Below are 25,295 nucleotides of genomic sequence, written 5' to 3' on the forward strand. Positions count from 1 at the left end.
GTCAGGCGGGTTGGCGCGCGAGCGCGTTCTCAAGGTCGGGGAGCAGGTCGGCGACGCTGTGGTTCCGCTTCCGTCGGCGGAGTTCCTGCGCGAGTGTGGTGAGCAGTGCGGTGCTGCGGGGTGAGCGGACCTGTTCGAGCCGGGGTAGGGCCATCCGGGTTACGGCGCAGGCGTCGTCGAGTTTGCCGTGGGCGGTGTAGCCGAGGGCGAGCCAGGCTCCTTCGTAGAGGGCGCGTCGCTGGTAGGGGACGTCTGGTCGGCGGGCGTAGGCGCCGGTGCGGAGGAGCGCTTCGCCTCTGCGGAGCAGGGCCCGCCCGTCGGTTCCTCGGCCGTCGGCCACCACTTGCCGTCCGGCGAGGATCATGGCGTAGCCGGCCTGGCAGTCGAGGTGGTTCGGGGTGAGGTAGTACATCCACTCCGGGTCGCGGTCGGGATGCCGTTTCGCGAGCTGGTCGTGGGACTCGGCCCAGGTGCGTTCGCACTGGTCGACGCGTCCGGCGGCGGCGTGGGCGTACGCGAGGCGGGACAGCACGGACGCCTGGACGGTCGCGGCGGACCGGTCGGAGATCCGGCGGGCGGCATTGCCGAGGCGTAGGCCGTCGTCGGTGTCGCCGAGTGAGGCGGCTTGGAATGACAGGTCGGCGAGGATGTGCGCTTCCATGGATCGGTATCCGGCGTCGTGCGCGGCGCGCAGGCCGGTGAAGTAGTACCGCTGGGCGAGCCCTTGCTGTCCGGCGTCGAGCGCCTTCCAGCCGGCGAGTTGGGCGAGGTCGGCGAGGGCGACCAGGAGTCGGCGGCTCGTGGCGTCGGTGTGGCCGCCGTCGCGGAGTACGAGCAGGACCGCGCGGACCTGGGCACCGACGTAGCCGAGGCCGGCCGCGCCGCCGCGTTCGTCGTCGAGTAGTTGCAGGCGTGGCACGCTGGCTTCGATCTGTTCGACGAGTGGATCGTGCGGTGTTGGGGTCGGGAGTGTGGTCCCGCCGGCCGGGAGGTGTACGTCGAGATAGATGTTCACTGCCTGGGCAAGGGCTGCTCCGGAGACCGCGAGGAACATTCTTCTGTCCACGAGTCCTCCCAACAGCCAGTCCTCTGCGACCAGCATGGTGCTCGCGAGGTTCCACGATCCGTTCATGCCGGTGCTGGCCGCCATCACCAGCGTGCCATCTGTGGCGGCGGGCTGCCCGTGCCAAAGGTCCCCTGCGGTCACGATGCGGCCGAGGCGGCGGGAGATGACGTAGGCGGTCAACGCCGGTAGCGGCGGGCGTGGGACGCCGCCGGCGTCGCGCCAGTGGTAGGGCGCGGTTTCGGCGAGGGTGCCGGGTCCGAAGAGCCGGTTGATCTCCCGAGCGAGAGTGCGCGGGGTGATGCCGGCTTCGGCCATGTGCGCGGCGAGGGCTTGGTTGGTGCGGTCGGGTGGCGATCCCATCGGCTCCTCCGCAGGGGTCAACCGACGGTACCGCGAAGCCGCCAGATCATGTGTCCGCTGTGGCCAGAGCCAAGTTGACGCTCTTGACGCTTTCATCCCCTGCCTGGGCGGTGCCGGTTCGCGGTCTGCTGGATGCGTCCCCGCCGGCGTACCGCCGAGAAGGGCTGCGCCGGCGGGTGAACACCTTGACGGGCGAGCGGAGGACCTGATGCGCACTTCGGCGATGACCCAGACCGAACCTCCATGGGATTGGGAGTTCGACTGGCACCTGACGAACCGCTGCAACTTCTTCTGCGAGTACTGCCACCCGCAGATCCGTTTCGTGCTCAACCGCAAGCACCTCGACGAGCCGACCCCGGACCTGGTAGTCCGTCGCTTCGACGAGCTGGGCAAGGTCTGCCTGGTGCACATGTCCGGTGGGGAGCCGTTCATGTTCCCCGGGTTCGTCGAACTGTGCCAAGGGCTGGCCGACAACCACTTCATCAGCATCAACACCAACCTCGCCTCCGACGACATCGCGGAATTCGCCGACCGTGTCCCGGCCAGCCGGGTGGCGAAGATCGTCGCCGCGATCCACCAGCCCGAACGCGAGCTGCGCGGGCTGGAACTCGACGCCTACGCCCGCAACTACCTGATCCTGCGACGCGGCGGATTCGACGTGACCGCCCTGTACGTGCTGTATCCGCCGCTGCTCGGTCGGTTCGCCGCCGACCTGGATCGGTTGCGTGAGCTGGGCGTGGACCACATCCGAGCCAAGGTGTTCAAGGGCGTCCACGAGGGCATCCGCTACCCGGAGGGCTACACCGACGAGCAGAAGGCGCTGGTGCTGGCCAACTCCGGCGAGTACGTCTTCAACCGGCCCTACCTCGACGGAATGCTCTCCTTCCGAGGCCAGGCGTGCACCGCCGGGGTTACCTCGTTCAAGGTCACCGTCACCGGTGATGTTCGCCGATGCGCTTCTGTGCCTACCGGCTACGGGAATCTCTACGACGGCACCTTCCGGCCTGCCGACGTCAACGAGCCGTGCCCCGCCAAGCGGGTGCTGGTCCTGTCGCAGTGCCTGTCCTACCTCGTCGATCCTCCGGTCCGCCCCGAGGTGGGCGTCGACTCGGACGACCGCTGACCACGAAGGGCGTTCCCCATGCAGATCTCGATTCGTCACGCCTGCGTCGACCCGGACGACCAGCCGTTCGACGTCGCCGAACGCAAGGGCGTCGGCCACCCGGACAGCCTCGCCGACCTGGTCGCCGACGCCTTTTCCCAGCGCTACTCATCCTGGTGCCTGCGCGAGTTCGGAGTCATCCCCAACCACTGGGTCGACAAGGTCAACCTCGTCGGTGCCGCAGCCGACGTCCGCTTCGGCGGCTTCGACATCCTCAAGCCAGCCGACTGCTACCTCTTCGGCAAGATCACCGATCAGGTCGGTGACACGCAGGTGCCCATTGAGGACATCTTCCGGGCCGTCGTCCTTGACATCCTCCCGACCGCACTCGGCGACTACCGCATCCTCGAACACCTACGCCTGCACATCAACAACACGCGCGGCACCGCCGTTGACCACGACCCGAGGTTCTACCGCCCTGACGAGGCATTGGACATCGACGCCGTGCTCGCGACCGAGTCCGTCGCCAACGACACCGTCGTCTGCGTCGGTGCCGGCCGACGCGGACTCGCCGCCGATCTTGCGATACGGCTGGAACGACGGCTCACCAGCGAAGGATTCGGGCAGGTCGTGCCGGGCGCCGGTACCGATGTGAAGGTCATGGTGGTCCGGATCGGGTCGGCGTTGGAGGTCACGGCCGCTGTGCCGTTCCATCCCGAACTGGTCGGCTCCTGGACGACGTACCGCACAGCGCTCGCCGAGGCGCAGAGCACCGTCTCCGCCGAGTTGAAGTCTCTGCTCGACCAGGATCCCCGGTCCCGGAACGTGACCGGCCTGTCGCTGCATCTCAACACGAAGGATGTGCCGGGCCGCGGCTACCTGGCGCCGTTCGGCACGTCGCTGGGCAAGGGCGACTGCGGTGCGGTCGGGCGAGGCAACCGGTACAGCGGCGCCATTGAGCCGCTGCGCCCGGCGAGCGGCGAGGCGCCTGCCGGCAAGAACCCGGTTCACCACGCCGGCAAGATCTACACCGCGCTCGCTGCCGAGGCCGCTGAGCGGGTGCTGGCGGAAACCTCGGTGTACGCCGAGGTCACCATCGCTGCCCGCAACGGCGGCCAGCTCGACGATCCGGCACACGTCCTGGTTTCAGTGGACCGCGAGGTCGACGCCGCGATCGTGGCCGAGATCGAAGAGGCGGTGCGCCGTGCCGTCGCCGGGGCTGCCACCTTCGCATCACGGTTCCTCGCCGCCGAGCCGCTGGCCCGGTTCCGCAACGGAGTCCCGCTATGACCACGAAGGCACTGTCCGATGCGCACGTCATGCACCTCGCCGCTCTCCGCGCGCAGTCTGCGGTGATCGACGCGGAAGGCCTGCGCATCGGCTCGCAGTACGTGATGTTCTTCGCCGAGGCCGGCCTGATGCGCGAGCACGTCACCCGCCTCACCGAGGGTTTCACCCGCCCCAACGTGTTGGAGGTCGGGCTCGGCCTCGGCGTGTTCGCCACCCAGCTTCTGGAGCGTGAGGTCGGTTCGTTCACGGCGATCGAGCCTCACCCAGAGGTCGCGCTGATGGCGCGCACCCGGGTGGTCGACGCCTTCGACGTGCCGGTGCGGGTGCTCGTCGACCCGTGGCAGCTGGTGACGCTGCCAGCCGACGCCTTCGACGCGATCATGTACGACACCTGGCCGCCGGACGGACACGCCGACTCCGACTTCGCCGAGTTCGTCGCCCACGTCGCGATGCGCTGCCTCCGCCCGGGCGGCCGGTTCAGCTTCTTCCACAGCGGCACCTCGATCGGCCCGGCCCGCCGTGCGGTCCTCGACCGGCAGTTCGCGAGATGGACCGCCTACCCGCACACCATGCCGGCAGAGCAGACCCCACCGCACTGGACCAAACCCAGCCGCGACTTCCTCGTCCCGATCGCCACGAAAGGCGGTGCCTGATGGCCTCTCCGATCGCGCCGGCGGTCTCCGCACAGCAGATCGACCGGTTCGCCTCCGACGGTTACCTCGTCCTGCCGGACCTGGTCCCGCCCGCCACTATCCAGAAGCTCCGCGTCGAGGCCGACACGCTCCTGCGGGACCGGCTTGCCCGGATGGTCGCCAGCAGGACGCTCGACCCGCGCGTCACCTGGTGGCGTCTCGCCAGCGGTGTGCCGTATGTCCTCAAGGTCAAGCCCGTGGTCGACCTGTCCCCAGCCGCCACGGCGGTGGCGGACAGCCTCGCGTTGCGTGGTGTCGTCGCCGACCTGCTCGGCGCGCCACCGAAGCTGATGGACAACAAGCTCATGTACAAGCAGACCGTCGACATCACCGCCGGGTGGGCGACGCTTCCGGTGCTCGGTGAAGAGGTCCGCAAGCACACCGACGCCGCCTACTACGCGACCCGCGGCTACCCGCGGGTGCTCACCGTCGCCGTTTGCCTCGACCCCTGCACCGAAACGGCCGGTGCGCTGCGGGTCTGGCCTGGCAGTCACCGCCGCACCATCACGATGATCCCGACCGCCAATCAGGGACCCGTCGTACCCGACACCGCCGCACCCGACGAGGCAGCCCTGACCCTGGTCGCCGAACCCGGCTCGGTGTTGATCTGGGATGCCGCACTGGTCCACGCCAGCGGACCCAACACCTCCGGCCACCCACGTCGACTGCTCGTCCTCGGCTACAGCCCCGCCCACCCGGACAACGGGGAGTCGCGATGAAGATCCTCGTGCTCGGCGGCACCCGATTCGTCGGCCGGCACATCGTGGAGGAATGCCTCCGACGCGGAGACGACGTCACCGTGCTCTACCGGGGGCGTTCCCCGTCACCCTTCGCCGGCATTGCCCGCCACGTCCTGACCGACCGACGCGCGCCAACCGTCGAAGCCGCCGCTGTCCTCGCCGAACCGTGGGACGCGGTCATCGACACCAGTGCCCGCGACGTCGACGACCTGAGCCCCGTGCTGCCCCTGCTCGGCGACGTCGGTCAATACACCTTGCTCTCCACCTGCGGGGTGTATCGCAGAGCGCCCAGCCGACACGGTCTGACCGAACGGGCCGCCACGATCCCAGCTGACGCCTCCCACCCGGTACGTGCGTCCGCGACCCGCAAACTGCGCTGCGAGCGATACGTCCGGCGTCGCCTCGACCGGATCAACGGGCCCTTGCTGATCGCCCGCCTCGGCCTGGTCATCGGCCGGTACGACGACAGCGATCGCCTCGCCTACTGGCTGGAACGCGCCCTGCGTGGCGGCGACGTCCTGGTCCCGATGGATGACCGTCAGGCCATCCAGCTCATCGACGCCACTGACGTCGCCTACTTTCTGCGCGACGCCGTCGACCAGCAACTCACCGGCGTCGTCAACGTCGCCGGTGCCCGAACCGACGCCCGGACTCTGGTGGACACGGTCCTGACCCGCGCCGGCCGCGCTGTCACGCCCTGCCGGGTCGGCGAGGACTTCGCCCTCACCCACCGCCTACAGCCATGGACCGAAGTCCCACTGTGGCTACCCGCCAGCAGCCCCGAACTGGCGCTCATGTCGGTCAACAACAGCCGCGCCACCGACGCCGGCCTCACCCTCCGGCCCCTTCCCGACAGCATCACCGACGCCCTCGGCTGGCAGGCGCTGCGGCGCGGCTGGTCACAGCGCTGGCTCGACCACGCCCGCGAGCGGGACCTGATCCAGCGGTGGCGGGGGTGACGACGTGCTGCCCTACACCCAAGCCGCGCCGTACCACTCCCAATGGGGCGAGGACCGCTGGCTCGCCGAGCAATACCATCTCCCGACGCGCGGCGTCTTCGTCGACATCGGCGCTGGCGACGGCGTACGCGGCAGCAACAGCCTCTACTTCGAGAACCGCGGCTGGCGCGGACTCTGCGTGGATGCCGACCCCCGCAACCACCCACGGCTCCGGTGCCGCTGCTGCGCCGTGGACACGTGCGCCGTGTCCGCCACCCCCGGCCTCTGGCCTTTCGGCCTGTACGCGCACAAACCGTCCTGGTCTGGTCTGCAGCGGCGCGGTACGGACTACCAAGAGATCCTCGTCGCGTGCCGCACCTTGGAAGACCTCCTCGGCCAGTGGTGCATCGACCAGATCGACCTGCTCAGCATCGACGTCGAAGGCACCGAACTCGACGTCTGGGACTCCTTCGACCACACCCGCCACCGGCCAGCCATCGTTATCGTCGAGTTCGACGACGACCACCCCGACCGGCACCGCCGCACCATCCACCGCCACCTCGGCTCCGACACCTACGAACTGGTCCACGAGACACCAGCGAACCTGATCCTGCACCGAACAGACCGACCATGGCGGCGACGCCGATGACCAGACCCGGACCACCGATCAACCAGCTGCTACCCGACGGCAAGGTCATCGTTGTCTGCGGACGCGCCGACGACGCGGCAGCCTGGCAGGATCTGCTCGGCCCAGCCCGGTGCCTCGCCCTCGCCCTGGACGACGCGCCACCCGAGACCCGCCGCCGCACACTGCCCGGCGCATCCAGCCACCTCGCCTGGCAGCACCACGCCATCGGCGGGCTCGACGGCTCCGGCTGGCTCGCCGGGCCGGCAGACGCCTTCGACCCCGACAACACCGCAACGCTCGTCCTGCCCGACCCGCTCGATCCGCCGCACGCCGGCGTCCGTAAACGGATCGGCGTCAGGCAGCCCGCGTGGCGGCTCTTCGAAGACAAGACCGTCGTCGACACGCTCTGGGACGTTGCCGGTGTACCCCGAGCACCGTCGGTCATCAGCGACGGCACCGCTGACCTCGCCACGCTGGGGGCGATCGTCGACCAAGGCACCGGAGTCGTCTGCTCCTGCCAGCCCATCGGTGCCGGTCCGTCGGCCGGCGGCGACGGTATCTGGTGGTGGCGCGACCGTCCGCCACCGGCAACCATCCCCACCGCCAAGCCCCGAGCCTGGCGAGTCCGGCTGATGCCGCTCCTCGAAGGCGTCCCCGTCCGCCTGCACGGGCTGGCCCTCGCCACCATGGTCATCCCATTCCCGCCCATGGAACTCGTGACACTTCCTCGGCCTGGACAGGGGACCTTCCTCTGCGCTGGTGCCGTGCCGGTGCTCGGCGACGCTGCCGAACTCGTCGCCCAGACCGAACGCATCGGGGAGGCTCTGCATGAGCGCCTCGGTTACCGGGGCGGGTTCTCCGTCGATGGCATCCTCACAGCCAGCGGGCTCATCCCCACTGACCTCAACGCCCGGCTTACCTCCGCTATGGAAGCGGCGCCCTCCGCACGTCGAGTCCTGCTGCACGCGGTCAACCTTCTCGCGAGGGACGGGATCGAGCCCGACCTCAGCGTCGTCGAACAGTTGGTGGCGCAGATCTTCACCGCCGGTGCCACCTGCACGATCTTCGGCGCCGCAACAGAGACCGACGAGAAGGCCCCTCGGAAGGCGGCGGTCCGCTGGGACGGCGACCGACTGGTTTCCGACCCGAGCGGAGCCGACGGGGCTCTCGTCGTCACCCCGTCCCCGCGCGGCTGGCTGCTAACCGCGACCCTTGCCACCGCCCGACTGCCGGGCGGTGGCCGGGTCGGGCCCCTGGCACCCGAAGTCTTCCGAATCAGCGACGAGGTTCTCGGCACCGATTTCGGCAACCTCGCACCGCCACTCGACACACAGCCGACCACCTGCCTGCCGAGAACCCGGGCGGCATAGGAGACGCGATCAGCTACATGCGGTCCGGAGTGGCGATGCCCAGTAGGTGCAGGCCCTGGCGCAGGACTCGGGCGGTGAGGTCGCACAGGGCGAGCCGGCTGTCGCGTACCTCTTCTTCGGCGCGTAGGACCGGGCAGTGTTCGTAGAAGCCGCTGAAGGTGGTGGCGAGGGTGTGCAGGTAGCCGGCGAGCCGGTGGAACTCCAGAGTCTGTTCGACGCCGGTGACGACGGTGCCGAAGTTGGCCAGTTCGAGGGCGAGGGCATGTTCGGCCGGATGCACGACCACGATCGGCGCGCCGGTGGGCTGCTCGATTCCGGCGCGGCGGAAGATGGACCGGATCCGGGCGTGGGCGTACTGCAGGTACGGGGCGGTGTTGCCGTCAAGGGACAGCATCCGCTGCCAGTCGAAGACGTAGTCCTTGATCCGGTCGGTGGACAGGTCGGCGTACTTGATGGCACCGATGCCGACCGCGCGGGCGACCTCGGCGATAGCCGCGTCGGGCAGGTCGGGGTTCTTCTGCCGGGCCAGTTCGGCGGCCCGGGTCACGGCCTCGTCGAGCAGGCCGCCGAGTTTGATCGAGCCACCGGCGCGGCTGCGCAGCATCTTGCCGTCCGGGCCGAGGATCGAGCCGAACCCAATGTGTTCCGCCACGGCCGGCGGGTGTAGCCAGCCGGCCTGCCGGGCGACCGCGTACACCATCTCGAAGTGTTGCCGTTGCGGTAGGCCCACGACGTAGAGCAGCCGGGTCGCGCCGAGGTCGCGGGTCCGGTGACGGATCGCCGCGAGATCGGTGGCGCCGTAGCCGTACCCGCCGTCGCGTTTACGCACGATGATCGGCAACGGCTGTCCGTCGCGGCCGGTGAAGCCGTCCGGGAAGACGCAGGCGGCGTCGCCGCTGTCGCATAGCAGCCCGAGCCGGTCCAGTTCGTCGGTCACCGGGGCGAGCATGTCGTTGTAGTAGCTCTCGCCGTAGAAGTCCTTGTCGGTGAGCAGGACGCCGAGCTGGTCGTAGACGGTGAGGAAGTACTTCTCCGACTCGGCGACGAGCATCCGCCACAGCCGCAGGGTCTGCTCGTCGCCGCTCTGCAGAGCGACCACCCGCAGCCGGGCCCGTTGCTTGAACGCGTCGTCGGCGTCGAACTTGACCCTGGCCGCCTTGTAGAACGAGTCCAGGTCACCGACGGACAACTCATGGGCGGCCTGCCCCTCGCCCAGGTCGAGCAGATGCTCGATCAGCATCCCGAACGGGGTGCCCCAGTCGCCCAGGTGGTTGGCCTTGATCACCCGGTGCCCGAGCCACTCCAGCAGCCGTACGGCGGCGTCACCGATCACCGTCGACCGCAGATGCCCGACGTGCATTTCCTTGGCCACGTTCGGCGCCGAGTAGTCGACGACCACCGTTGCCGGGGCGGCGCTGGGCGCGACGCCGAGCCGGGTGTCGGCGGCCATCCTCGACAGCAGTGTGCCGAGGGCCGGGTCGGCGACCGTCAGGTTGATAAACCCTGGGCCGGACACCTCGACGACCGAGCACAGGTCCGCCAGGTCCGCCCGGCCGGCCACCTCGATGGCGATGTCCCGTGGCGGGCGGCCAAGCCGACGCGCCAAGGGCAGGGCGGCGTCGGACTGGAAGTCGGCGTGCTGCGACCGCCGCACGACCGGATCGACCGGCCCGCCGGCCACCGCCGCAAAGGCCTGCGCCAGCCGGTCGGCCAACAGTTTCTCAAGACTCATCAGGTACGCCAATCATGCTCCGACCCGCCGCCGGTAGGGAGACAGGTCATCCGGGAAAGACTCGGGGAGCGGATCGATCGACGACCAGGGTGACCGGCGGGGTCGATCCGCCGGTCACAGAAGAAGGGTTCAGCTCAGGCGGTCGAGTGCGGCTCGCAGGCGAGCCAAGGTTCGCTCACGTCCGAGGATCTCGATCGACTCGAACAACGGCAGCCCGACGGTGCGGCCGGTCACCGCGACCCGGACCGGTGCCTGCGCCTTGCCCAGCTTGAGTCCCCGCTGGGTGCCGATCTCTTCCAGTGTCGACTTGAGCACCTCGGCCCGCCACTCGCACGTCCCGTACGCCTCGACCACCGCGGCCAGCAGCGCCGGGGCATCGGCCTTCATCGCCTTCGCCCACGCCGCCTCATCGGCGACCGGCTCATCGAGGAACAGGAAGTCGACCATCGGCACGATCTCCGACAGCAGCGCGATCCGGGTCTGCGCCAATTCGGCGACAGCGGCGAACGCGGTGGCGTCGTACGCCTCCGGCCGCCACGGCACGGTATCGCCGCTCAACCACGGCTGGCACGCCTCGATGAACGCCGCCACCGACAACGCCCGGATGTAGTCCCCGTTGAAGGCGCGGAGCTTCTTCACGTCGAAGAACGCCGGCGACGGGTTGACGTCCTCCAGCCGGAACTCCGCCACGATGTCATCCCACGGCAGGATCTCCCGATCACCCGACGGCGCCCAGCCGAGCAACATCAGATAGTTGCGCATCGCCTCGGCCAGGTAGCCCTCGGCACGGAAGTCCTCCAGGGCCACCCGGTCCCGGCGCTTGGACAGCTTCTGCCGCTTCTCGTTGACCAGGATCGGCGCGTGTACCCACACCGGCGGCTCGGCACCCAACGCCTCCCACAGCAGCTGCTGCTTCGGCGCGTTCGGCAGGTGCTCCTCAGCCCGGATCACATGGGTGACGCCCATGACCAGGTCGTCGACCACGTTCGCCAGCAGGAACACCGGCGACCCGTCGCCACGGGCGATCACAAAGTCCTCGATCAGCGCGTTGTCGAAGGTCGGCTTGCCGCGCACCAGGTCGACGATCACGGTCGAGCCGTCGTCCGGCGTACGGAACCGCAACGCGCGACCTTCCCCAGCAGGCAGACCACGGTCCCCGCAGAAGCCGTCGTAACCCTTGTGCTCGCTGCCCGTCCGGGCGATCACCTGATCCCGGGCGCACTCGCAGTAGTACGCGCGCCCAGCGGCGAGAAGCCGGCCGATGGCCTCGCGGTGGTGCTCGGCATAGTCGGACTGGAACAGCGGGCCCTCGTACTCACTCGGACCGATGCCGAGCCACTCCATCGCGTCCAGGATGCCCTGGACCCACTCCGGACGGTTCCGCGCCGCGTCCGTGTCCTCGATCCGCAGCACCATCGTCCCGCCCGACTGTCGGGCCAGCACCCAGTTGAACAGGACAGACCGGGCATTACCGACGTGGAACATGCCCGTCGGGGAAGGCGCGAAGCGCACACGGATATCGGAACTGGCCACGGATAGCAGGCTACCGAACTACCGCCGCATACCTTCACCGATATCCGGCTGGCCGCGCCCCGAGCCACAGCGATGCCCTGATCGTCTCAGCGGACCGCCGCGCGCCCAGTCGGCCCTTCGGCTACTTGCGCCACCACGCGGCCTTGCCGCGCATGCCGTGGTGCCAGGTGTCGGCTTGAAGCCGGGCGTTGCCGGCGACCAGCTGGTCGCGTTGTGAGCGGTAATCGCGGTAAGGCTGGTGTGGGTTCCAGTCACCGATGAAGGGCCGTAAGTCCTCGGGCTCGGGCTCGATGTCGAAATCGATGCTGGCGAGGGCCTGTTCGCCACAGGTGGGGTCGAGGCGATCGGCTGCGGCTCGTGCCCACGTAATCCATCGGGTGCGGTTCTCCGAGCCGGCTGGTTCGTCGAGCGCGGCTCGTTCGAGTGCGTCACAGACGGCGCGGATCTCGCCGGCGGAGACCCAGGAGTCGTAGGCCCGCCGGAACTCCTTCCCACGGAGAAGTTCGGCGGCCTGAGGGCGGGCCTCGTCGAGGGCCGCCTGCCAGCGGCGGCGCTCCTCAGCCCGCTTCCTTTCCTGCTCGGCGACGTATTCATCGTGGGCTCGCTTGGCGGCCAGCTCCGCTTCCTCATCGGCGACGATGCCGGCCTCGACATCGCGGATGATCCAAGGGAGGCGTTTCTCCAGTTTGGTGCGTTTGTCGTCGGTCCAGGTGTCTTTCATGCTCCAGCCGGCGCGGGCGATCTCCATCCGCAGACGGCCGGAGGCGATCTTGTCGGTCTTGGGAAGCACCAGCCACCGGTTCCGCCGCAGCTTCCGGGCCTCCTCGTCGGTAGGGACGTGCGGGACTTCGTCGTACTCCTCAATCAGCCTGACCCGCCGACGGGTCTTGTCGACCTGGAGGTAGACCGAGGGGTTCTTGGTCTTGGTGTTCACCCCGACCCGGTGGCCTCGTCGGCGGGCCTCGGCGTCGAGGCCACGGATCGGGTTCAGCGCCCTGGGGACGGATGCCGTCGTGACCTCCAGCCCGGCCGGGTTCTTGTCCAAGGCGGCGAACACGAGGTCAGGATCGGTGGTGACGCGGCGGGTGTTGAGCCGAATGCGGTTCCAGTCCGTCTCGTCTGGGGCTTCGTCGTTGGACAGGCGGATAATCAAATCCCCGGCGGCGCGGCCGGTGTGCTTGAGATGGAACCCGGCGGGTACGAGGCCGTGCTGCTCGGCCGCATGGATCATCCGCCGATATAGGGCGCGCTCGTCGGGACCGGGACTCTCGACTAGACGAGTAGTTCCGAAGTTCGGTCAGTGGTCGTAGGCGATCAGTGACCGGGTGGTGGGTGCGCCGGTCTTGTTGTTGTGCCAGATCGCGGCGGCCATCGCGAGGAGGCGTTGAGCGACGCGTACGGCGACACCGGTGAAGGTCCGTCCGCCGTGTTGTTCCAGGTCGAGTTGGCCTTTGAGGGTGTCGTTGACCGACTCGATCAGCTGGCGGACCTTCTTGAGCAGCGGTTCGCCGTGGCGGGTCTTCTCCTTCTTGCGGGACGGGCGTAGCAGGGTGATGCCCTGGTCGGCGAGGTTCCGCTCGAAGGGTCCGGACGCGAAGCCCTTGTCGCTGATCAGCAGGATGCCGTCGTGTTCGGCGACGACACCGGCCTCGACCTCCAGCATCGCGGTGAGGACCTCCCGCTCGCCGAGCTTCGGGTTGGCCAGAGCCCACAGGATCGGCATCCCGGTCGGGGTGCAGACCAGGTACAGGCGCAGTCCCCAGAAGAACCGGGAGTGGGAGGCGCAGTAGCCGTATCCGGCCCAGCCGGCCAGGTCCGAGCGTTGCACGGTGGGGCGGGACATGCCGCACGGCACCGGGGTGGAGTCGACGATCCAGTGGTTGTCGAACCAGAAGTCACTGTCGCGGGCCAGGGCCCGGATCGTCTTCTTGATCAGTGGTAGCGCGGCGCGGAGCCGTTTGTTGTAGCCGGGTCGTTGTGGCAGGTAGGGAAACCAGGGGCGTAGGTGGATGCGGGCGTAGCGGATCCAGTGGGCTTCCGAGCGGGCGCCGAGCAGGACCTGCGCCACGGCCAGGCACACCAGCTCCGAGTCGGTCAGCAGCGGTGGTCTGCCGCGCCATCGGGGCGTGCGGATGGTGTCGTCGATTTTCACGTACAGTGCGGTCAGGAGGGTGTCCAGGTCTTGCGTCACAACACGATCTTGGACACCCTCTCTTCACGCCCTGACATCGACCCCTGACATCGGAACTACTCGTCTAGTACGGTTCCGCCCTCGGCTTGCAGGCGTTCGACGAGTTGTCGGGCCTGCTTGACCGTCGCGGCGGCTGGGGACCGCGTCGAGCCGGCCGTCGTCGCGGCGTCACCGTCTCGTGGCCGGGCCGGGGCCGATTCGCCTTGCTTGGCGGTGACGGTGGTCCGTTCGCGCTGGCGGGGTACCGTCGTGCCGCCCAGAAGGCGGTCGGGGTGGTCAGGGTGGATGCCGTTGTCGAGATAGAAGCGGCCGGCATCGGTGATCTGCGCTCGCCACACTCCGCCTCGGCGGCTGATGTCGACGAGGCGACGGGTCTGCAATGCCCGAGCCGAGTGGCGCTGGTCGACTCCGTCAGGGCTGCTGAGGTCGTCCCCGGCGCCGATCCGCCGCAGCAACAGCAGTTGATGCTCCTTCAACGGATCCCATCGCTGCACGCTCTCGACTTTCGACGCCTTCAACCCGATCCGCAAGGAACGACACCCGTCTTTGTGTGGACGCAGGCGGACTCAGGCACACTCGGCAGGACCCAGAAGCACAAATCTGGATTGAAGTCAAGCCACGTTACCTAATTGTTATCTTAAATTGATTGACCTGGGGTGGGTTGCCGGGGCGTACTGGATAGGCGTTCCCTGCGCGGCCGGTTGTTTCGGCCGTTTCATGTCGCGGGCGGCACCTCGTGTGGTGGCGCCTGTCGTCGTTCGTGGCCCGCGCGGGTCACGGTCAAGGGGCGCAGAGTGACGGGAGGACCGCTGATGAAGGACTTCACGCCGGCGAGTTAGCCGCCCGCCCACAGCAAGCTGTTCGCGACTGCCGTGGCGAGCCTGGCCGACGCACACCGCGCGGCCCTGACACTGCCGTGCGGACTGTCGGCACCGCTCCGCCGCCAACCCCTGTTCTTTTGTATCGACGACAACCTGTCTGTCAGGTTGCCGCGACTTCTGCTGCTCGAGTCCTGGTCTGCCTCTTGCGGGGTGGGCTTGTTCGTTGACACCTCCACAGTGACACCTGACCTCCGCGTCTCGAGATCCGCCGGCCGGGCGTCACCCGGCGCGGTTACGCCTGCCCAGCATCACGACGCGCACCACCTGTCCCGTCCATGCCGCAGACGAACCCTTTTCTCACCTTGGAGTACACCCTGTCCACGCATCCACCCTCGCCGCCGCTGGCGGCTGCCGCATCCTCGACGTCCCGCGCTGACAGATCCCGGCTTGACCTCCCGTTGCCCCTCCCGCCGGGTCTCCTGCTTCATGTCCCGCTTCACCCGGACCCCCCAACGGACCCCCACCGTCGTCTCACACCGCAGGTCAGCACCGCTGTCCAGACTCACTCGAACGCTGCGACTGACCCTCTCCACGGGTCTCTCCCCCCGGGGAAGGCGGTGAGGGATGGCTGATCCGGTGCTGCGGGTCCAGTCCCAACTCACCACCCGTGACCTGATCCTGCTCGGCTGGCTCGCCGACCACGGGGTCCTCACCTCCTTCCAGATCGCCCACGCCCTGTTCCCGTCGGTCGACTACGCCCAGGAACGCCTCCGCGCCCTCACCCAGCAGTTGGGGGTGGTGGACCGGTTCCGGCCGCAGAGACCCGACGGCGGTTCCTACCCCTACCACTACGTCCTGGCCCAACTCGGTGTGGAAGTCGTCGCCGCGCAACGCGGCGAGGAACTGCCCCGCAAGGACCGCGCACGTAAACGCCGCTGGCATCTCACCCGCCGGGCGAACCTGCCCCACCTGCTCGGCGTGAACGGCTTCTTCACCGACCTCGCCGGACACGCCCGCACCCACCCCGGCACCGCACTGACGCGGTGGTGGCCGGCCGCCCGCTGCCAGCAGACCGGCGCCTTCGCCGAACCCGGCGACGACGTCTCCGCCTTCGCCTACACCCCCAGGTCCCGGCCCGACGGGCACGGCATCTGGGTCGAAGACGGCCAGCGGGTCCCCTTCTTCCTCGAGTGCGACCTCGGCACCGAACGGCCCCTGTCCCGCCTCGTCGACAAGATCCACGGCTACCACGACCTCGCCGACGTCACCGGACGCTTCTGGCCGGTGCTGTTCTGGCTACCGTCGCCGCTACGCGAGCGGCACCTGCATCAGGAACTCACCGCCGCCGGGGTCCGCTACCCGGTAGCCACCGCCGTGCACCGCGAAACCACCGGCATGAACCCAGCGGAGCCGGTGTGGCGGCTACACCGAGCCGCTCTGCCGCCGCTGCGCCTGGCCAACCTCGCGCTACCCGACAGCGACTCGGGACAGCCGGCCTGAACCGCACACGCCGCCAACCACAGACCGGTCACGCCGCCCGTACGCGGTGTACGGGCGCGGGACCGGGCCACGCACCGACAACCCAGCCGCAGCCCCCGACCACAGCGGGAGCACCAGCCCTTGACGGCGAGAAGTCGCGAACCATACCTCCGCTATCGCGGTGACGGCAAGCTTCAGGATCTGTCAGCGGCTCACAGGATACCGCCGTGAGTTGCCCGTGAGTCGCTGACAGATCCAAACCCTCCCGTTGACAGATCGCGGAGGTACCGTCCGCGACCCAGAAAACCAGAACCGGCACGCCGCCATCAACCGGCTCTACCGCACAAATCCGCGCAGGAAAGGAAACGCATGAAAGAAGGACTCCGACCCCAGCAGCGTCACACGCTTTTCGGAGGATCGTGGCCCACGCGCCCCACCACGAAAACAACGTCCGGAGCTATCCTGACGAACCACATCCCGGTACCGCCACCAACAACGGCGGTGCGAAAACAATCCGCACCCACGGAAAAGAGCCCAGCGTTCCCCTGCGGGTCGCGCGGATCGACACCGTACCCATGACCGCCGCCGACCTCGACAACGCCGCCGAAGCACTCGCCGTCCTACTCAACCACTTCATCGACGACCACCCCCACATCTTCCCGTAGCCCGCCCCTCCCGGTGGCGGCCACCCCCGACCGCCACCGGGCACACCCTTCAACCTCGAAGGACAGCACCGAATGACAACCCCACCCCTCGCCCCACCCAAGCGACGCGGCCGACGCGCCCACCACACCGACTCACCCCAGCGGCCCACCGGACCGAACCGGGTCAGCATCTACATCCGCCGCTCCACCAACGACGAACACCAACCCTTCTCCCTCGACGCCCAACGCGCCGCCCTCGAAAAATACGTCACCTCACAGCCCGACTGGACCATCGTCGCCGAATACGAAGACGACGCCTCCGGCGCCACCACCGAACGCCCCAGACTCAAAAAAGCACTCCACGCCGCCAAAGCCGGCCTCTACGACGCCCTACTCGTCTACCGACTCGACCGATTCAGCCGCAGCGTCACCGACCTCCTCGACCTCGTCACCATCCTCGAAGCCTCAAACGTCCGCTTCTCCTCCGCAACCGAACCCATCGACACCGGCGGACCCTTCGGCCGCATGATGCTCCAACTCCTCGCCGTATTCGCCGAATTCGAACGCAACATCATCATCGACCGAGTAAAAAGCGGCATGACCACGAAAGCCAGCAAAGGCAAATGGGCCGGCGGCACCCACCCCTACGGCTACCTCGTCAACCCCGACCACCGCCTCATCCCACACCCCGACGAGGCACCCATCCTCCGCGACATCTTCCGCCAATACACCCGCGACCGCATCGGCACCCGCACCATCGCCACCACCCTCAACGAACGCGGCATCCCAACCGGACCGGCAAAAAATTGTCCGGACACACCACCAACCGAATCCTCGACAACCCCGCCTACGTCGGAGACATCGCCTACCGCGACATCTACGCCCCCGACGCCCACGACCCCCTCATCGACCGCGACACCTTCCAACGCGCCCAAGACATCGCCGCCGCCCGCAGCGACACCCAAACCCAACGCGCCATGTCCGACTCGGACTACTACCTCACCGGCCTGCTCACCTGCCCACCTGCTCACAATGCGGACAACGCTACATCGGCACCTCCGCCAACGGACGCACCCGCCGCTACCGCTACTACACCTGCTACACCCACACCCGCTACGGCAAACACGCCACCTGCACAACACCCCGCCTACCCGCCGACGAACTCGACAACGCCGTACTGCAGGCCCTGTACGACTTCTACACCACCACCGAACCCCTCCTCGACGCCATGATCGAACGCGCCCACACCCAACGCCACACCACCACCGACGACCGCAGCGCCGAACTCACCGCCCTCGCCAACCAGATCGCCACCACCGAAGCCAGCATCTCCAGGTATCACACCGCGTTCGAGAACGGCACCATGGACGACGCCACCGCCGGCCCTCGCATCCGCGAACTCCGCCAACGGCTGGCCCAACTCCACACCCGGCACGCCGAACTCGACGCCGGTCTCGCCGCCCAACCCGCGCCACCAGCGCTCGGAACCATCGCCACGATCCGCGACTACCTCAGCACGATCATGACCAGCGGCAGCGACACCGAACGCAAGGCCGCCATCGAGACCCTCATCGCCGAAGTCCAACTCACCGACCGGGGAGTCATACCCGTGTTCAAGATCCCCACCGACACGACGATGCCCCCGCCCGACCCGGGCGAGGGCACTCACGAGGAACAACCACCGGTTCGCACAATGGTGCGGTCGGTGGGGCGGGCGGGGCTCGAACCCGCGACCGAGGGATTATGAGTCCCCTGCTCTAACCGGCTGAGCTACCGCCCCGGCGCCGGAATCCTATCCGGTCGCGGCGACTCAGGGCGTACCCCCGGTGCCTGGAAGCCGGTTCCTGGCTCGGCTTGGTCGGCCCGCTCGCCGCGCCGGACAACGATGCATGCTGCGCTCTGTAGTTGGGAGGCGTCTTTGGGTGATACTCGTTACATCGACTGTCGCGAGGAGCAGTGCGGTGGATCTCGTTGACCAGAACCGGAACCGTTCGGGGATCACCCTGCTCCGCCTCGGGTTCGTCGTGCTCGGGTTCGTAGCGGCGATCCTCGGCTTCTTCGGGTTCGCCCGCTTCCTCGCCGGCCAGGATGACACTCCTGCCGAACAGGTCGACGTGCTGTATTACACCCTGCAACTGTTCGTGCTCGATGCCGATCAACTCACCGACGGCGCTGGTGACCTGCCCTGGCAACTGCAGGTGGCTCGGTTCGCGGCGCCGGCGGCGACCGTGTTCGCCCTCGTCGAGACGGCGCGTCTGCTGCTCATCGGCGAAGTTCACCGGCTGCGCGTCCGTCGGGCCAGGCAGCACGTCGTAGTTTGTGGTGATTCGGCGGTGGCCCGCAACCTCGCCGCCGGCCTGCACGCCACGGGCCGAACCGTTGTCGTTATCGGTGCGCCAGCCGGCAGTCACGTCACCTCGCCTCGGCGGCGGCTCTACCACGTGCCCGGCGACCCGACCGACACCGAGGTGCTGCGCACCGCCGGGGCAGGGCGTGCCGACCTGCTGTACGCCTGCACCGGGAGCAGTACGGACAACGTGTTGACCGCGACAACGGCGGGCCTGCTGTGCGACGAGCACAACGACGCGATGCGGATCTACGCCCAGATCCACGACCCCGAACTATGCCTGGCGATGCAGGCACGTCGACTGAGCCACTCGTTGGGCTCGAGCTTGCGACTCGACTTTTTCAATGTCGACGAACTCGCTGCCCGGTGGCTGTTCCGGCAGGACCCGCTGCCTGCCACCCGGCTCAGCCGGCTGCTGGTCGTCGGTCTGTCGCCGTTCGGCCGGGCGGTACTGGTCGAACTCGCACGGCATTGGCGGATGCAGGAGACCCGGGCCGCCGGGCGGTTACAGGTCGACCTGGTCGCGGTCAACGGACGGACGGTGATCCGCGAACTGTTCCACCGGTATCCGTTTCTCGCGCAGGTGTGCGACGTGGCCGTGTACGAGCGGGACTTCGCGACGCCATCGCCCGACGTGATGTTCGATCTTCCGTACGACCGGGTGTTCATCTGCTACGAGGACGAGGAGTTGGGACTCAAGACCGCGTTGACCACGCCCTCACTGTGGCAGGGCGGGCCCGGCTCGGTCATCGTGCCGGTCACCCGGCTCAGCGGTCTCGCTGGAGCGTTCACCGACGGCGACGACGGCACAGGACTGCTCGACGCGGTGTCCGGAACCGTCCGATGCTATCCGATGGTGCAGGCCGCGGGTGATGCGGACCGGATCGGCGACGATCTCGTCGAGCGGTTGGGCCGTTCGATTCACGACCGCTACGTGTTGGCGCATCGCGCTCACGACTCTGACCCGACCGGCAACCCGGCCATGTGGCCGTGGGCCGTGCTGCCCGAGGACCTACGACGGGCCAACCGGGCTCAGGCGCAGGACATCGGCCGAAAGCTGCGTACGCTCGGCATGGCGCTTGCTCCGCGACAGAGCGCCAATCCTCCGATGCGGCTGTCGGCGGATCAGGTCGATCGACTCGCTGTGATGGAGCATGACAGGTGGGTCGCCGAGCGTTGGGCCGCAGGCTGGCGGCCGGGACGACAGCGCGATCGCAGTCTGCGTACGCATCCGGATCTGCAGCGCTGGGAGAAGCTGTCGGACAGCGTCCAGGAGAAGAATCGCCAGGAGGTCCGCCAGATCCCGGATGTGTTGGCAGACATCGGGCTGGAGATCGTTTCGGTCGCCGGGCGTCGAGAACCGGCGGCCACTAGCCGACCTCGCGGCGAGCCAGTCCGGTGAAACACGTGGCGTGCGTACGTCGCCCGATGGTGCAGTCGCCTACCCGACCTGTCCGCGACGACGTCGGTGCAGCGCATCCCGACCAGCCCGTGTATATCGGAGTAACCGGGCACATCAGGATCACCAGTCAGACGAAGTCGCTGATCCGCGATGCGCTGGGCTTGGCGTTGGGCGAGGTCCGTCGGCAGCTCGATGGACGCCCGATCCGAGGACTGACCTGCCTCGCCGAAGGAGCGGATCAGTTGTTCGCGGAGGCACTGCTGGCAGCCGGTGGCTCTTTCGAGGTGATTCTGCCTGCGCCGGACTACCGGGACCGGGCGATCCGCCCGTTGAACCGCAGCGCGTTCGACGCGCTGCTGGCACAGGCTGATCGATGTTCGTTCGCGGGCGACTCCTCGTCTGACCGTGCCTACTCGCTGGCCGGACGTCGGGTACTTGACCGCAGCGACCTGCTGTTCGCGGTGTGGGACGGCAGCAATGCGCGGATCAGCGGGACCGCGGAGGTCGTGGCGGAAGCGACCAGCCGGGGGATTCCGGTGACGGTCATCTGGCCACCGGGGGCCGCCCGGCTGCCGTGATCGCCAGTGGCGGCTGAATGTGGACAGCGCTGATGGGGCACACCTCGTTCATCGAGGTCCCCCTTCCGGGAACGCTTTCGCGGCTTGTTCCTTGAGGATTGAAATGAGACGGCATCCCGGGAGGGACGGCCTTGAAGGCCCGACGCCCACAAGGGTGTCGTCCCGCGAGGACCGGTCCATCAGCACGGCGCCGCGCCTCCACAGTCACGACGTGAAGGAGTGATGCGATGCTGGGAGTTGGTATCGACTGGACGGAGGACCTCCACCTGGTCGCCCGCATCGTCGGGTCGGAGCCGGACCCGGCCGAGGTGCAAGTGGTCATCGAGACCCGTCACAGGCTGCTGGTCGAGGCCTTGGTCGACGCCGGGTACACGGTGTTGCCGGTCAACCCGGACCTGGTCGCCCGCCGACGTGGGTCGGCGAAGAAGAAGGACGACGCCGAGGATACGCGCATCGCCTGCCTGCTCGCGTTGGACCGGTACACCGAACTGCGTACCCTGGTCCCACGCGGACAGTTGGCCCGGGAACCTGCGGGCGATCGCCCGTGACGACGTACAGTGCCGCCCGTAGCGAACGCAGGCTACTCAACCGCCTGCGCGTCGACCTGGCGCCACGTTTCCCGCCGCGCGCAGGTCGAGGCCTTGGCCCGGCAGGCCAGGCACGGCCGGCCGCACCGGTTCACCGACCGCGTCGACCAGGCCCTGGCCGGTGAGCACTGCCAGCCCCGCGACTACCTCGCCCGCGCCAAGGCCGACGCCATCCGGCTGGCCTGCCCCAGTTGCCGCTGCGCGAGCAGCGCTGGGCCTGGCGGGAGATCTATCTCAGCTTCCAGGGCTCGGAGATCGACTCGCCGCCAGGATCGCCGGTGAGATCGGCGACGCGATCGGACAGTTCGACACGCCGAACGTGCTGCAATGCTACGTCGGCAAGGCCCCGGCCACCCGGCGCTCCGGCAAGAGCGAACTGGTCGTCGCGTCCCGGCTGGCCTGCAACCGCTACCTCGCCGACGCCGTGCAGCAGCGGGCCTTCACCAGTCTGAGTTCCTCCGGCCGGGCACGGGAGTTCTACGACACGTGGCTGGCCGACGGCTCGCCGGATCAGAACTGAGGCGGATCGATGTCGCAGTTGAGGCGCACCCCGTTGCGGATGGCGGCCGAGTTCGGATGCTCGGGGCCGAGCATCTGATAGGCGCGACGCAGGACCTGGTCGGCGAGGACATCTGCGCGATCCGTGGACCCGGTCCGGCGCAGGCTGACCACCAGATTGTTCTCGGTGGCCAGGGTGTCCGGGTGGTCCTGCCCCAGCGACCGGTTGATCCGTTCGCGGACGTCGAGGTCGATCGCCAACGCGTCGGTGTAGTTGCGCAGGTCGTACATTTGATTGGCGAAGTTGATCCGGCACGCGAGAGTGTACGGATGATCCGCGCCGAGGGTGGCCGTCAGGCGGGCGACGACCCGCTCCGCCAGCGGCGCGGCAGCCTCGTGTTCACCCAACCGGCGCAGGAAGATCGCCAGGTTGTTCTCCCCGGAGAGGAATAATGGGTGATCCTCGCCGATTTTCGACCGGCAACGCAGGAGTACATCCTCTGCGGTCTCCCGGGCCAACCGGTCCTCGCCCACCGCGGACTGGTCGCAGGCCAGGTTGCTGGCGCAGGCCAGCGTGTCGGGATGTAGTTTCCCGAGTTTGCGTTCGTGCTTGGGTAGCACCTCCGAGGTCATCTTGTATGCCGTGTCGATCTCGCCGGCCTTGCGCAGAGTCACCGCCAGCGTCCGGGCGATTCGCAAGGTCAGCGGGTGCGCGTCACCCAGTTCGTCCTGGGCGATCGGCAGGTGTCGACTGAGCAGGTCCCGGGCCTCGATGAATCGGCCGAGGTCCCGGTAGTCCCGCCCGAGGGCGGCCACCGACGACAGCGTCACCGGGTGGCGGTGCCCCAGGGTGCGGCGGCGGATCTCCAGCGCCTGTTCGTCCAACGCTGCGGCGGTGGGGAAGTCGCCGACCAGCGCCACCGACAACGCGAGGTTGTTCATCGCGTTCGTCGTCCGGTAGTGCTCCTGACCGAGGTAGTCGGTGGACAGCGTCAGCACTTGCTCGTCGAGGTCACGGGCCTCGACGTATCGCCCTTTGGCGCGCAGGTCGGCGGCGAGGGACGAGGTCGCCATGATCGTGTACGGATGCTCGGCGCCGAGCCGCTCCAGCAGTGCTGTGCGAGTGTCGGAGTCGGCAGCGTGCGCCTCTTCGTACCTTGCGAGCGACCGGGTGGTGTTGGCCAGGTGCAGCCGCAGCGACAACGTGGTGATGTCGTCCGGTTCCCCGCCTTGGTGGGCCCGCCAGCTGTCCAGCGCGGTGTCGCCGAGTTGCTGGCTCGCTTCGTGGTCGCCGCGTTTCCACAGGAAGCGCACCATGTCGATGACGAGCTGCCGGACCGCCGGGACGGTCGACTCCAGCGCACCGGCCGCCTCAAGGTGGCGGTGGAGCTGCTGGTAGGTGCGCCAGTGGTTCGTGTCGTCAGGGTCCTTCGGATTCAGGCCGGCGAGGATTTCGTGCACATGGCGGCGGTTGGCCTGCTGCTCTGGTTTCGGAAGCCCGCCCCGGATGACTGCCTGCACCAACCGGTGCAGCTGGATGGTGGACTGGCCCGAATCGATCCTGGCGAGCGCGTACCGGCCGATCTCCTGCACCAGCCGGCCCTGCACCAGCGGCTCGCTCAGCAGGGGATCCAACGGCAGTAGGACGTCGATGAACCGCTCGTTGTAGAAGAACGAGATGGGTATCGGCTCGGCGGCGAAGAACGCGCAGACCTCGAGCATTTTCGCTGCGGCGGGCAGTTGACGGCGCATCCGGTCCAGTGACAGCCGCCAGGTGGCTGCGGCCGGTGTGTCGTAGTTCGGTGGCGGATTCGCGCTGAGGACCTGGGACAGCTGGGTGTCCAGCAGTTCGGTGTACGTCGCGACCGGCATGCCGGTGACCGCCAGCCAGGCGCCCGCCTGCTCGATGACCAGCGGCAGATCCCCGAGCTTCTCGGCGAGCGCGTCGGCCTGGTCGGCGGAGAGCGCCGGTACCCGCCGTCGCAGCAACGCAATGCTCTCCGCACGGCTGAATACCCCCACTTCCACCGTGGTCGCCCGTCGCGACCAGCCGGCGTCCCTGGTAGTGATGACCGTGTGTCCGGGACCCTGTGGCAGGTAGCGTTCGAGCTCTGCCGGATCTCCGGCGTTGTCGAAGATGAGCAACCAGCGCTGGTACGGTTCGCCGATGCGAAGGGCGTCCAGTACGGTGTCGACCCGCTCGCTGACGTCACCGCCGGTGGGCAGGTCCAACCGCTCAGCCAGCTCTGCCAGCGAGCCACGGACCACGTTGGGCTGCTCTGCGGAGATCCACCACACGATGTCGTAGTCAACCGCGAAGCGGTGGGCGTATTCGAGCGCGATCTGGGTCTTGCCCACCCCGCCGAGGCCGTGCAGCGCTTGTGGCATCACCGCGGTGACGTCTGCGGAGAGCCGGTCGCGTAGACCTTCGAGTAATTCACTACGACCAGTGAAGGTGGCGTTACGTTGCGGCACCTCCCAAATCGGCGGTTGTCCGGCGGGAAATCGTGGCGCATGCCGGTTCGGCGAGCGCCGGCCGGCCGGCGCGACGCCGTCGAAGGTGGCGAGCAGTGCCTGCCGGGCGCGGTCCTCGGACATGTTGACCAGGTCGATGGCGGGCGGACGTTCGCCGAAGGGCGCCGGTAGGCGGGCATTGTCCAGCCGGACCGGCACCAGGGTCGCTCCGGCCGGGTCCTTCGTTGTGATGGAGCGCCAGATGGATGCCGCGTTCACCGAGCCGACGTAGTCGCGCGAGAGCAGCACCAGTACGCGGGTCGCCGGGTCGAACCAGCTGTCAAGAGTGCCACCGGCCAGCGACGTCTCGCCGGTACTCAGGTCGACCTCCCGCAGGATGACGCGCAACCCGATGGTCTCCAGCTCGTTGGCGATCCAGTCGGTCCAGGAACGGTTGATCGACGCGTAGCTGAGCCACCAAGTTCACTGTCCAGATCGTGGCGAGCCATCAACTCACCGGCGCGCGCCGACCGCCGCGAACGATGTTTGCGGGTGGTCGGCCACCACTGCTCCGGCAGCGCTGGGTGCGTCCACCGGGCCGGATCCCGGTTCTCCGGTGTCTGAGCCGGAACCACCAGAGTGCCATCGGGCGTCAGCACGTCGAGAAACGCCTGCACCACCGCGACCGCCCCACCACACACGTACCCCATCGCACGCAGCGAGCTGTGCAGCAGGACGACGGTGCCCGGTGGCAGCCCGAGAGCGGTGAGATCCTCTTTGATGGACATCCGGGTGGCCGGCACCGCGCCGTCCGCCGATGTCGTTTCGGGGCTGTCGCGACGG

The 25,295-nt window shown here is 68.3% G+C and carries 21 protein-coding genes, 1 tRNA gene and 3 pseudogenes; 14 read left to right on the forward strand and 11 right to left on the reverse strand.

Annotated elements, in window-relative coordinates; all coding sequences use genetic code 11:
• Window position 1 precedes the first annotated feature (1 nt).
• Entirely contained in the window at window positions 2–1,426 is a 1,425-nt protein-coding gene (locus ACN27F_RS28160) for a carph-isopro domain-containing protein (protein WP_421438461.1), read from the reverse strand.
• A 223-nt stretch (window positions 1,427–1,649) separates the two neighbouring features.
• Between ACN27F_RS28160 and ACN27F_RS28165 the strand changes: the two genes are divergently transcribed.
• Genes ACN27F_RS28165 through ACN27F_RS28195 form a run of 7 tightly spaced genes read left to right on the forward strand, consistent with a single transcriptional unit; the run spans window position 1,650 to window position 8,186 of the window.
• Window positions 1,650–2,549 carry a radical SAM protein gene (locus ACN27F_RS28165; protein ID WP_421440493.1) on the forward strand — a complete coding sequence of 300 codons (900 nt, stop codon included), beginning with the start codon at window positions 1,650–1,652 and terminating at the stop codon, window positions 2,547–2,549.
• Between the two features lie 18 nt (window positions 2,550–2,567).
• Entirely contained in the window at window positions 2,568–3,818 is a 1,251-nt protein-coding gene (locus ACN27F_RS28170; protein WP_421438463.1) for a methionine adenosyltransferase, read from the forward strand.
• A complete protein-coding gene (locus tag ACN27F_RS28175; protein WP_421438464.1) occupies window positions 3,815–4,471 on the forward strand; it encodes a class I SAM-dependent methyltransferase in 657 nt (218 codons plus the stop codon). The genes ACN27F_RS28170 and ACN27F_RS28175 overlap by 4 nt, the downstream gene beginning before the upstream one ends.
• Window positions 4,471–5,229, forward strand: a complete 759-nt coding sequence (locus ACN27F_RS28180) for a phytanoyl-CoA dioxygenase family protein (RefSeq protein ID WP_421438466.1) — start codon at window positions 4,471–4,473, stop codon at window positions 5,227–5,229. Before ACN27F_RS28175 ends, ACN27F_RS28180 begins: the two co-directional genes overlap by 1 nt.
• On the forward strand, window positions 5,226–6,209 hold the full coding sequence (locus ACN27F_RS28185; RefSeq protein WP_421438467.1) for an NAD-dependent epimerase/dehydratase family protein: 984 nt from the start codon (window positions 5,226–5,228) through the stop codon (window positions 6,207–6,209). The genes ACN27F_RS28180 and ACN27F_RS28185 overlap by 4 nt, the downstream gene beginning before the upstream one ends.
• Window positions 6,210–6,213: 4 nt before the next feature.
• Window positions 6,214–6,837, forward strand: coding sequence for an FkbM family methyltransferase (locus tag ACN27F_RS28190; protein ID WP_421438469.1), 624 nt, complete (start codon window positions 6,214–6,216; stop codon window positions 6,835–6,837).
• Window positions 6,834–8,186, forward strand: coding sequence for a hypothetical protein (locus ACN27F_RS28195; protein WP_421438471.1), 1,353 nt, complete (start codon window positions 6,834–6,836; stop codon window positions 8,184–8,186). The genes ACN27F_RS28190 and ACN27F_RS28195 overlap by 4 nt, the downstream gene beginning before the upstream one ends.
• Before the next feature lie 13 nt (window positions 8,187–8,199).
• Here the strand turns inward: ACN27F_RS28195 and argS are convergent, their stop codons facing one another.
• From argS to ACN27F_RS28220, 5 genes are all read right to left on the reverse strand, one after another.
• Window positions 8,200–9,918 carry an arginine--tRNA ligase gene (argS, locus tag ACN27F_RS28200; protein WP_421438473.1) on the reverse strand — a complete coding sequence of 573 codons (1,719 nt, stop codon included), beginning with the start codon at window positions 9,916–9,918 and terminating at the stop codon, window positions 8,200–8,202.
• A gap of 129 nt (window positions 9,919–10,047) precedes the next feature.
• Window positions 10,048–11,430 carry a glutamate--tRNA ligase gene (gene gltX / locus ACN27F_RS28205; protein ID WP_421440495.1) on the reverse strand — a complete coding sequence of 461 codons (1,383 nt, stop codon included), beginning with the start codon at window positions 11,428–11,430 and terminating at the stop codon, window positions 10,048–10,050.
• A gap of 142 nt (window positions 11,431–11,572) precedes the next feature.
• The gene (locus tag ACN27F_RS28210; RefSeq protein ID WP_421438475.1) at window positions 11,573–12,682 is read right to left on the reverse strand and encodes a hypothetical protein; all 1,110 of its coding nucleotides are present in this window, start codon (window positions 12,680–12,682) and stop codon (window positions 11,573–11,575) included.
• A 66-nt stretch (window positions 12,683–12,748) separates the two neighbouring features.
• The gene (locus ACN27F_RS28215) at window positions 12,749–13,642 is read right to left on the reverse strand and encodes an IS982 family transposase (protein ID WP_421431820.1); all 894 of its coding nucleotides are present in this window, start codon (window positions 13,640–13,642) and stop codon (window positions 12,749–12,751) included.
• A 56-nt stretch (window positions 13,643–13,698) separates the two neighbouring features.
• Window positions 13,699–14,136: a hypothetical protein gene (locus ACN27F_RS28220; RefSeq protein ID WP_421438477.1), complete on the reverse strand. Its 438-nt coding sequence runs from the start codon at window positions 14,134–14,136 to the stop codon at window positions 13,699–13,701.
• 951 nt (window positions 14,137–15,087) lie between these two features.
• On the opposite strand from ACN27F_RS28220, the gene ACN27F_RS28225 reads away from it, so the two are divergent.
• The 3 genes and pseudogenes from ACN27F_RS28225 to ACN27F_RS28235 form a co-directional block, all read left to right on the forward strand.
• A complete protein-coding gene (locus tag ACN27F_RS28225) occupies window positions 15,088–15,963 on the forward strand; it encodes a replication-relaxation family protein (RefSeq protein WP_421438478.1) in 876 nt (291 codons plus the stop codon).
• A gap of 716 nt (window positions 15,964–16,679) precedes the next feature.
• A pseudogene (locus ACN27F_RS28230) lies at window positions 16,680–17,473 on the forward strand (recombinase family protein); the annotation flags it as partial.
• Window positions 17,474–17,634: 161 nt separating this feature from the next.
• Window positions 17,635–17,715: pseudogene (locus tag ACN27F_RS28235) on the forward strand (hypothetical protein); the annotation flags it as partial.
• Window positions 17,716–17,733: 18 nt separating this feature from the next.
• On the opposite strand, the gene ACN27F_RS28240 reads toward ACN27F_RS28235, so the two are convergent.
• The gene (locus tag ACN27F_RS28240; protein WP_421438480.1) at window positions 17,734–18,255 is read right to left on the reverse strand and encodes a hypothetical protein; all 522 of its coding nucleotides are present in this window, start codon (window positions 18,253–18,255) and stop codon (window positions 17,734–17,736) included.
• Between the two features lie 37 nt (window positions 18,256–18,292).
• Window positions 18,293–18,366, reverse strand: a tRNA-Ile gene (locus ACN27F_RS28245).
• Between the two features lie 181 nt (window positions 18,367–18,547).
• Between ACN27F_RS28245 and ACN27F_RS28250 the strand changes: the two genes are divergently transcribed.
• From ACN27F_RS28250 to ACN27F_RS28265, 4 genes are all read left to right on the forward strand, one after another.
• Window positions 18,548–20,335 carry a RyR domain-containing protein gene (locus ACN27F_RS28250; RefSeq protein WP_421438481.1) on the forward strand — a complete coding sequence of 596 codons (1,788 nt, stop codon included), beginning with the start codon at window positions 18,548–18,550 and terminating at the stop codon, window positions 20,333–20,335.
• A gap of 89 nt (window positions 20,336–20,424) precedes the next feature.
• Complete coding sequence (locus ACN27F_RS28255; protein ID WP_421438482.1) at window positions 20,425–20,913, forward strand: hypothetical protein; 489 nt, start codon at window positions 20,425–20,427, stop codon at window positions 20,911–20,913.
• Window positions 20,914–21,140: 227 nt separating this feature from the next.
• A complete protein-coding gene (locus ACN27F_RS28260) occupies window positions 21,141–21,461 on the forward strand; it encodes an IS110 family transposase (protein WP_421438484.1) in 321 nt (106 codons plus the stop codon).
• Window positions 21,462–21,621: 160 nt separating this feature from the next.
• On the forward strand, window positions 21,622–22,020 hold the full coding sequence (locus ACN27F_RS28265; RefSeq protein WP_421438486.1) for a transposase: 399 nt from the start codon (window positions 21,622–21,624) through the stop codon (window positions 22,018–22,020).
• On the opposite strand, the gene fxsT is transcribed toward ACN27F_RS28265, so the two are convergent.
• The 3 genes and pseudogenes from fxsT to ACN27F_RS28280 all read right to left on the reverse strand — a co-directional run bounded on the left by fxsT (window position 22,011) and on the right by ACN27F_RS28280 (window position 25,240).
• A complete protein-coding gene (fxsT, locus tag ACN27F_RS28270; protein ID WP_421440496.1) occupies window positions 22,011–24,596 on the reverse strand; it encodes an FxSxx-COOH system tetratricopeptide repeat protein in 2,586 nt (861 codons plus the stop codon). The two genes, ACN27F_RS28265 and fxsT, sit on opposite strands and share 10 nt — an antisense overlap.
• Window positions 24,579–24,914: pseudogene (locus ACN27F_RS28275) on the reverse strand (toll/interleukin-1 receptor domain-containing protein); the annotation flags it as partial. The pseudogene ACN27F_RS28275 and the gene fxsT, both read right to left, overlap by 18 nt.
• Entirely contained in the window at window positions 24,830–25,240 is a 411-nt protein-coding gene (locus ACN27F_RS28280) for an AAC(3) family N-acetyltransferase (RefSeq protein ID WP_421440498.1), read from the reverse strand. The pseudogene ACN27F_RS28275 and the gene ACN27F_RS28280, both read right to left, overlap by 85 nt.
• Window positions 25,241–25,295 lie beyond the last annotated feature (55 nt).

The sequence above is a fragment of the Solwaraspora sp. WMMB335 genome (genome assembly GCF_049179075.1).
Taxonomy (GTDB): Bacteria; Actinomycetota; Actinomycetes; order Mycobacteriales; family Micromonosporaceae; genus Micromonospora_E.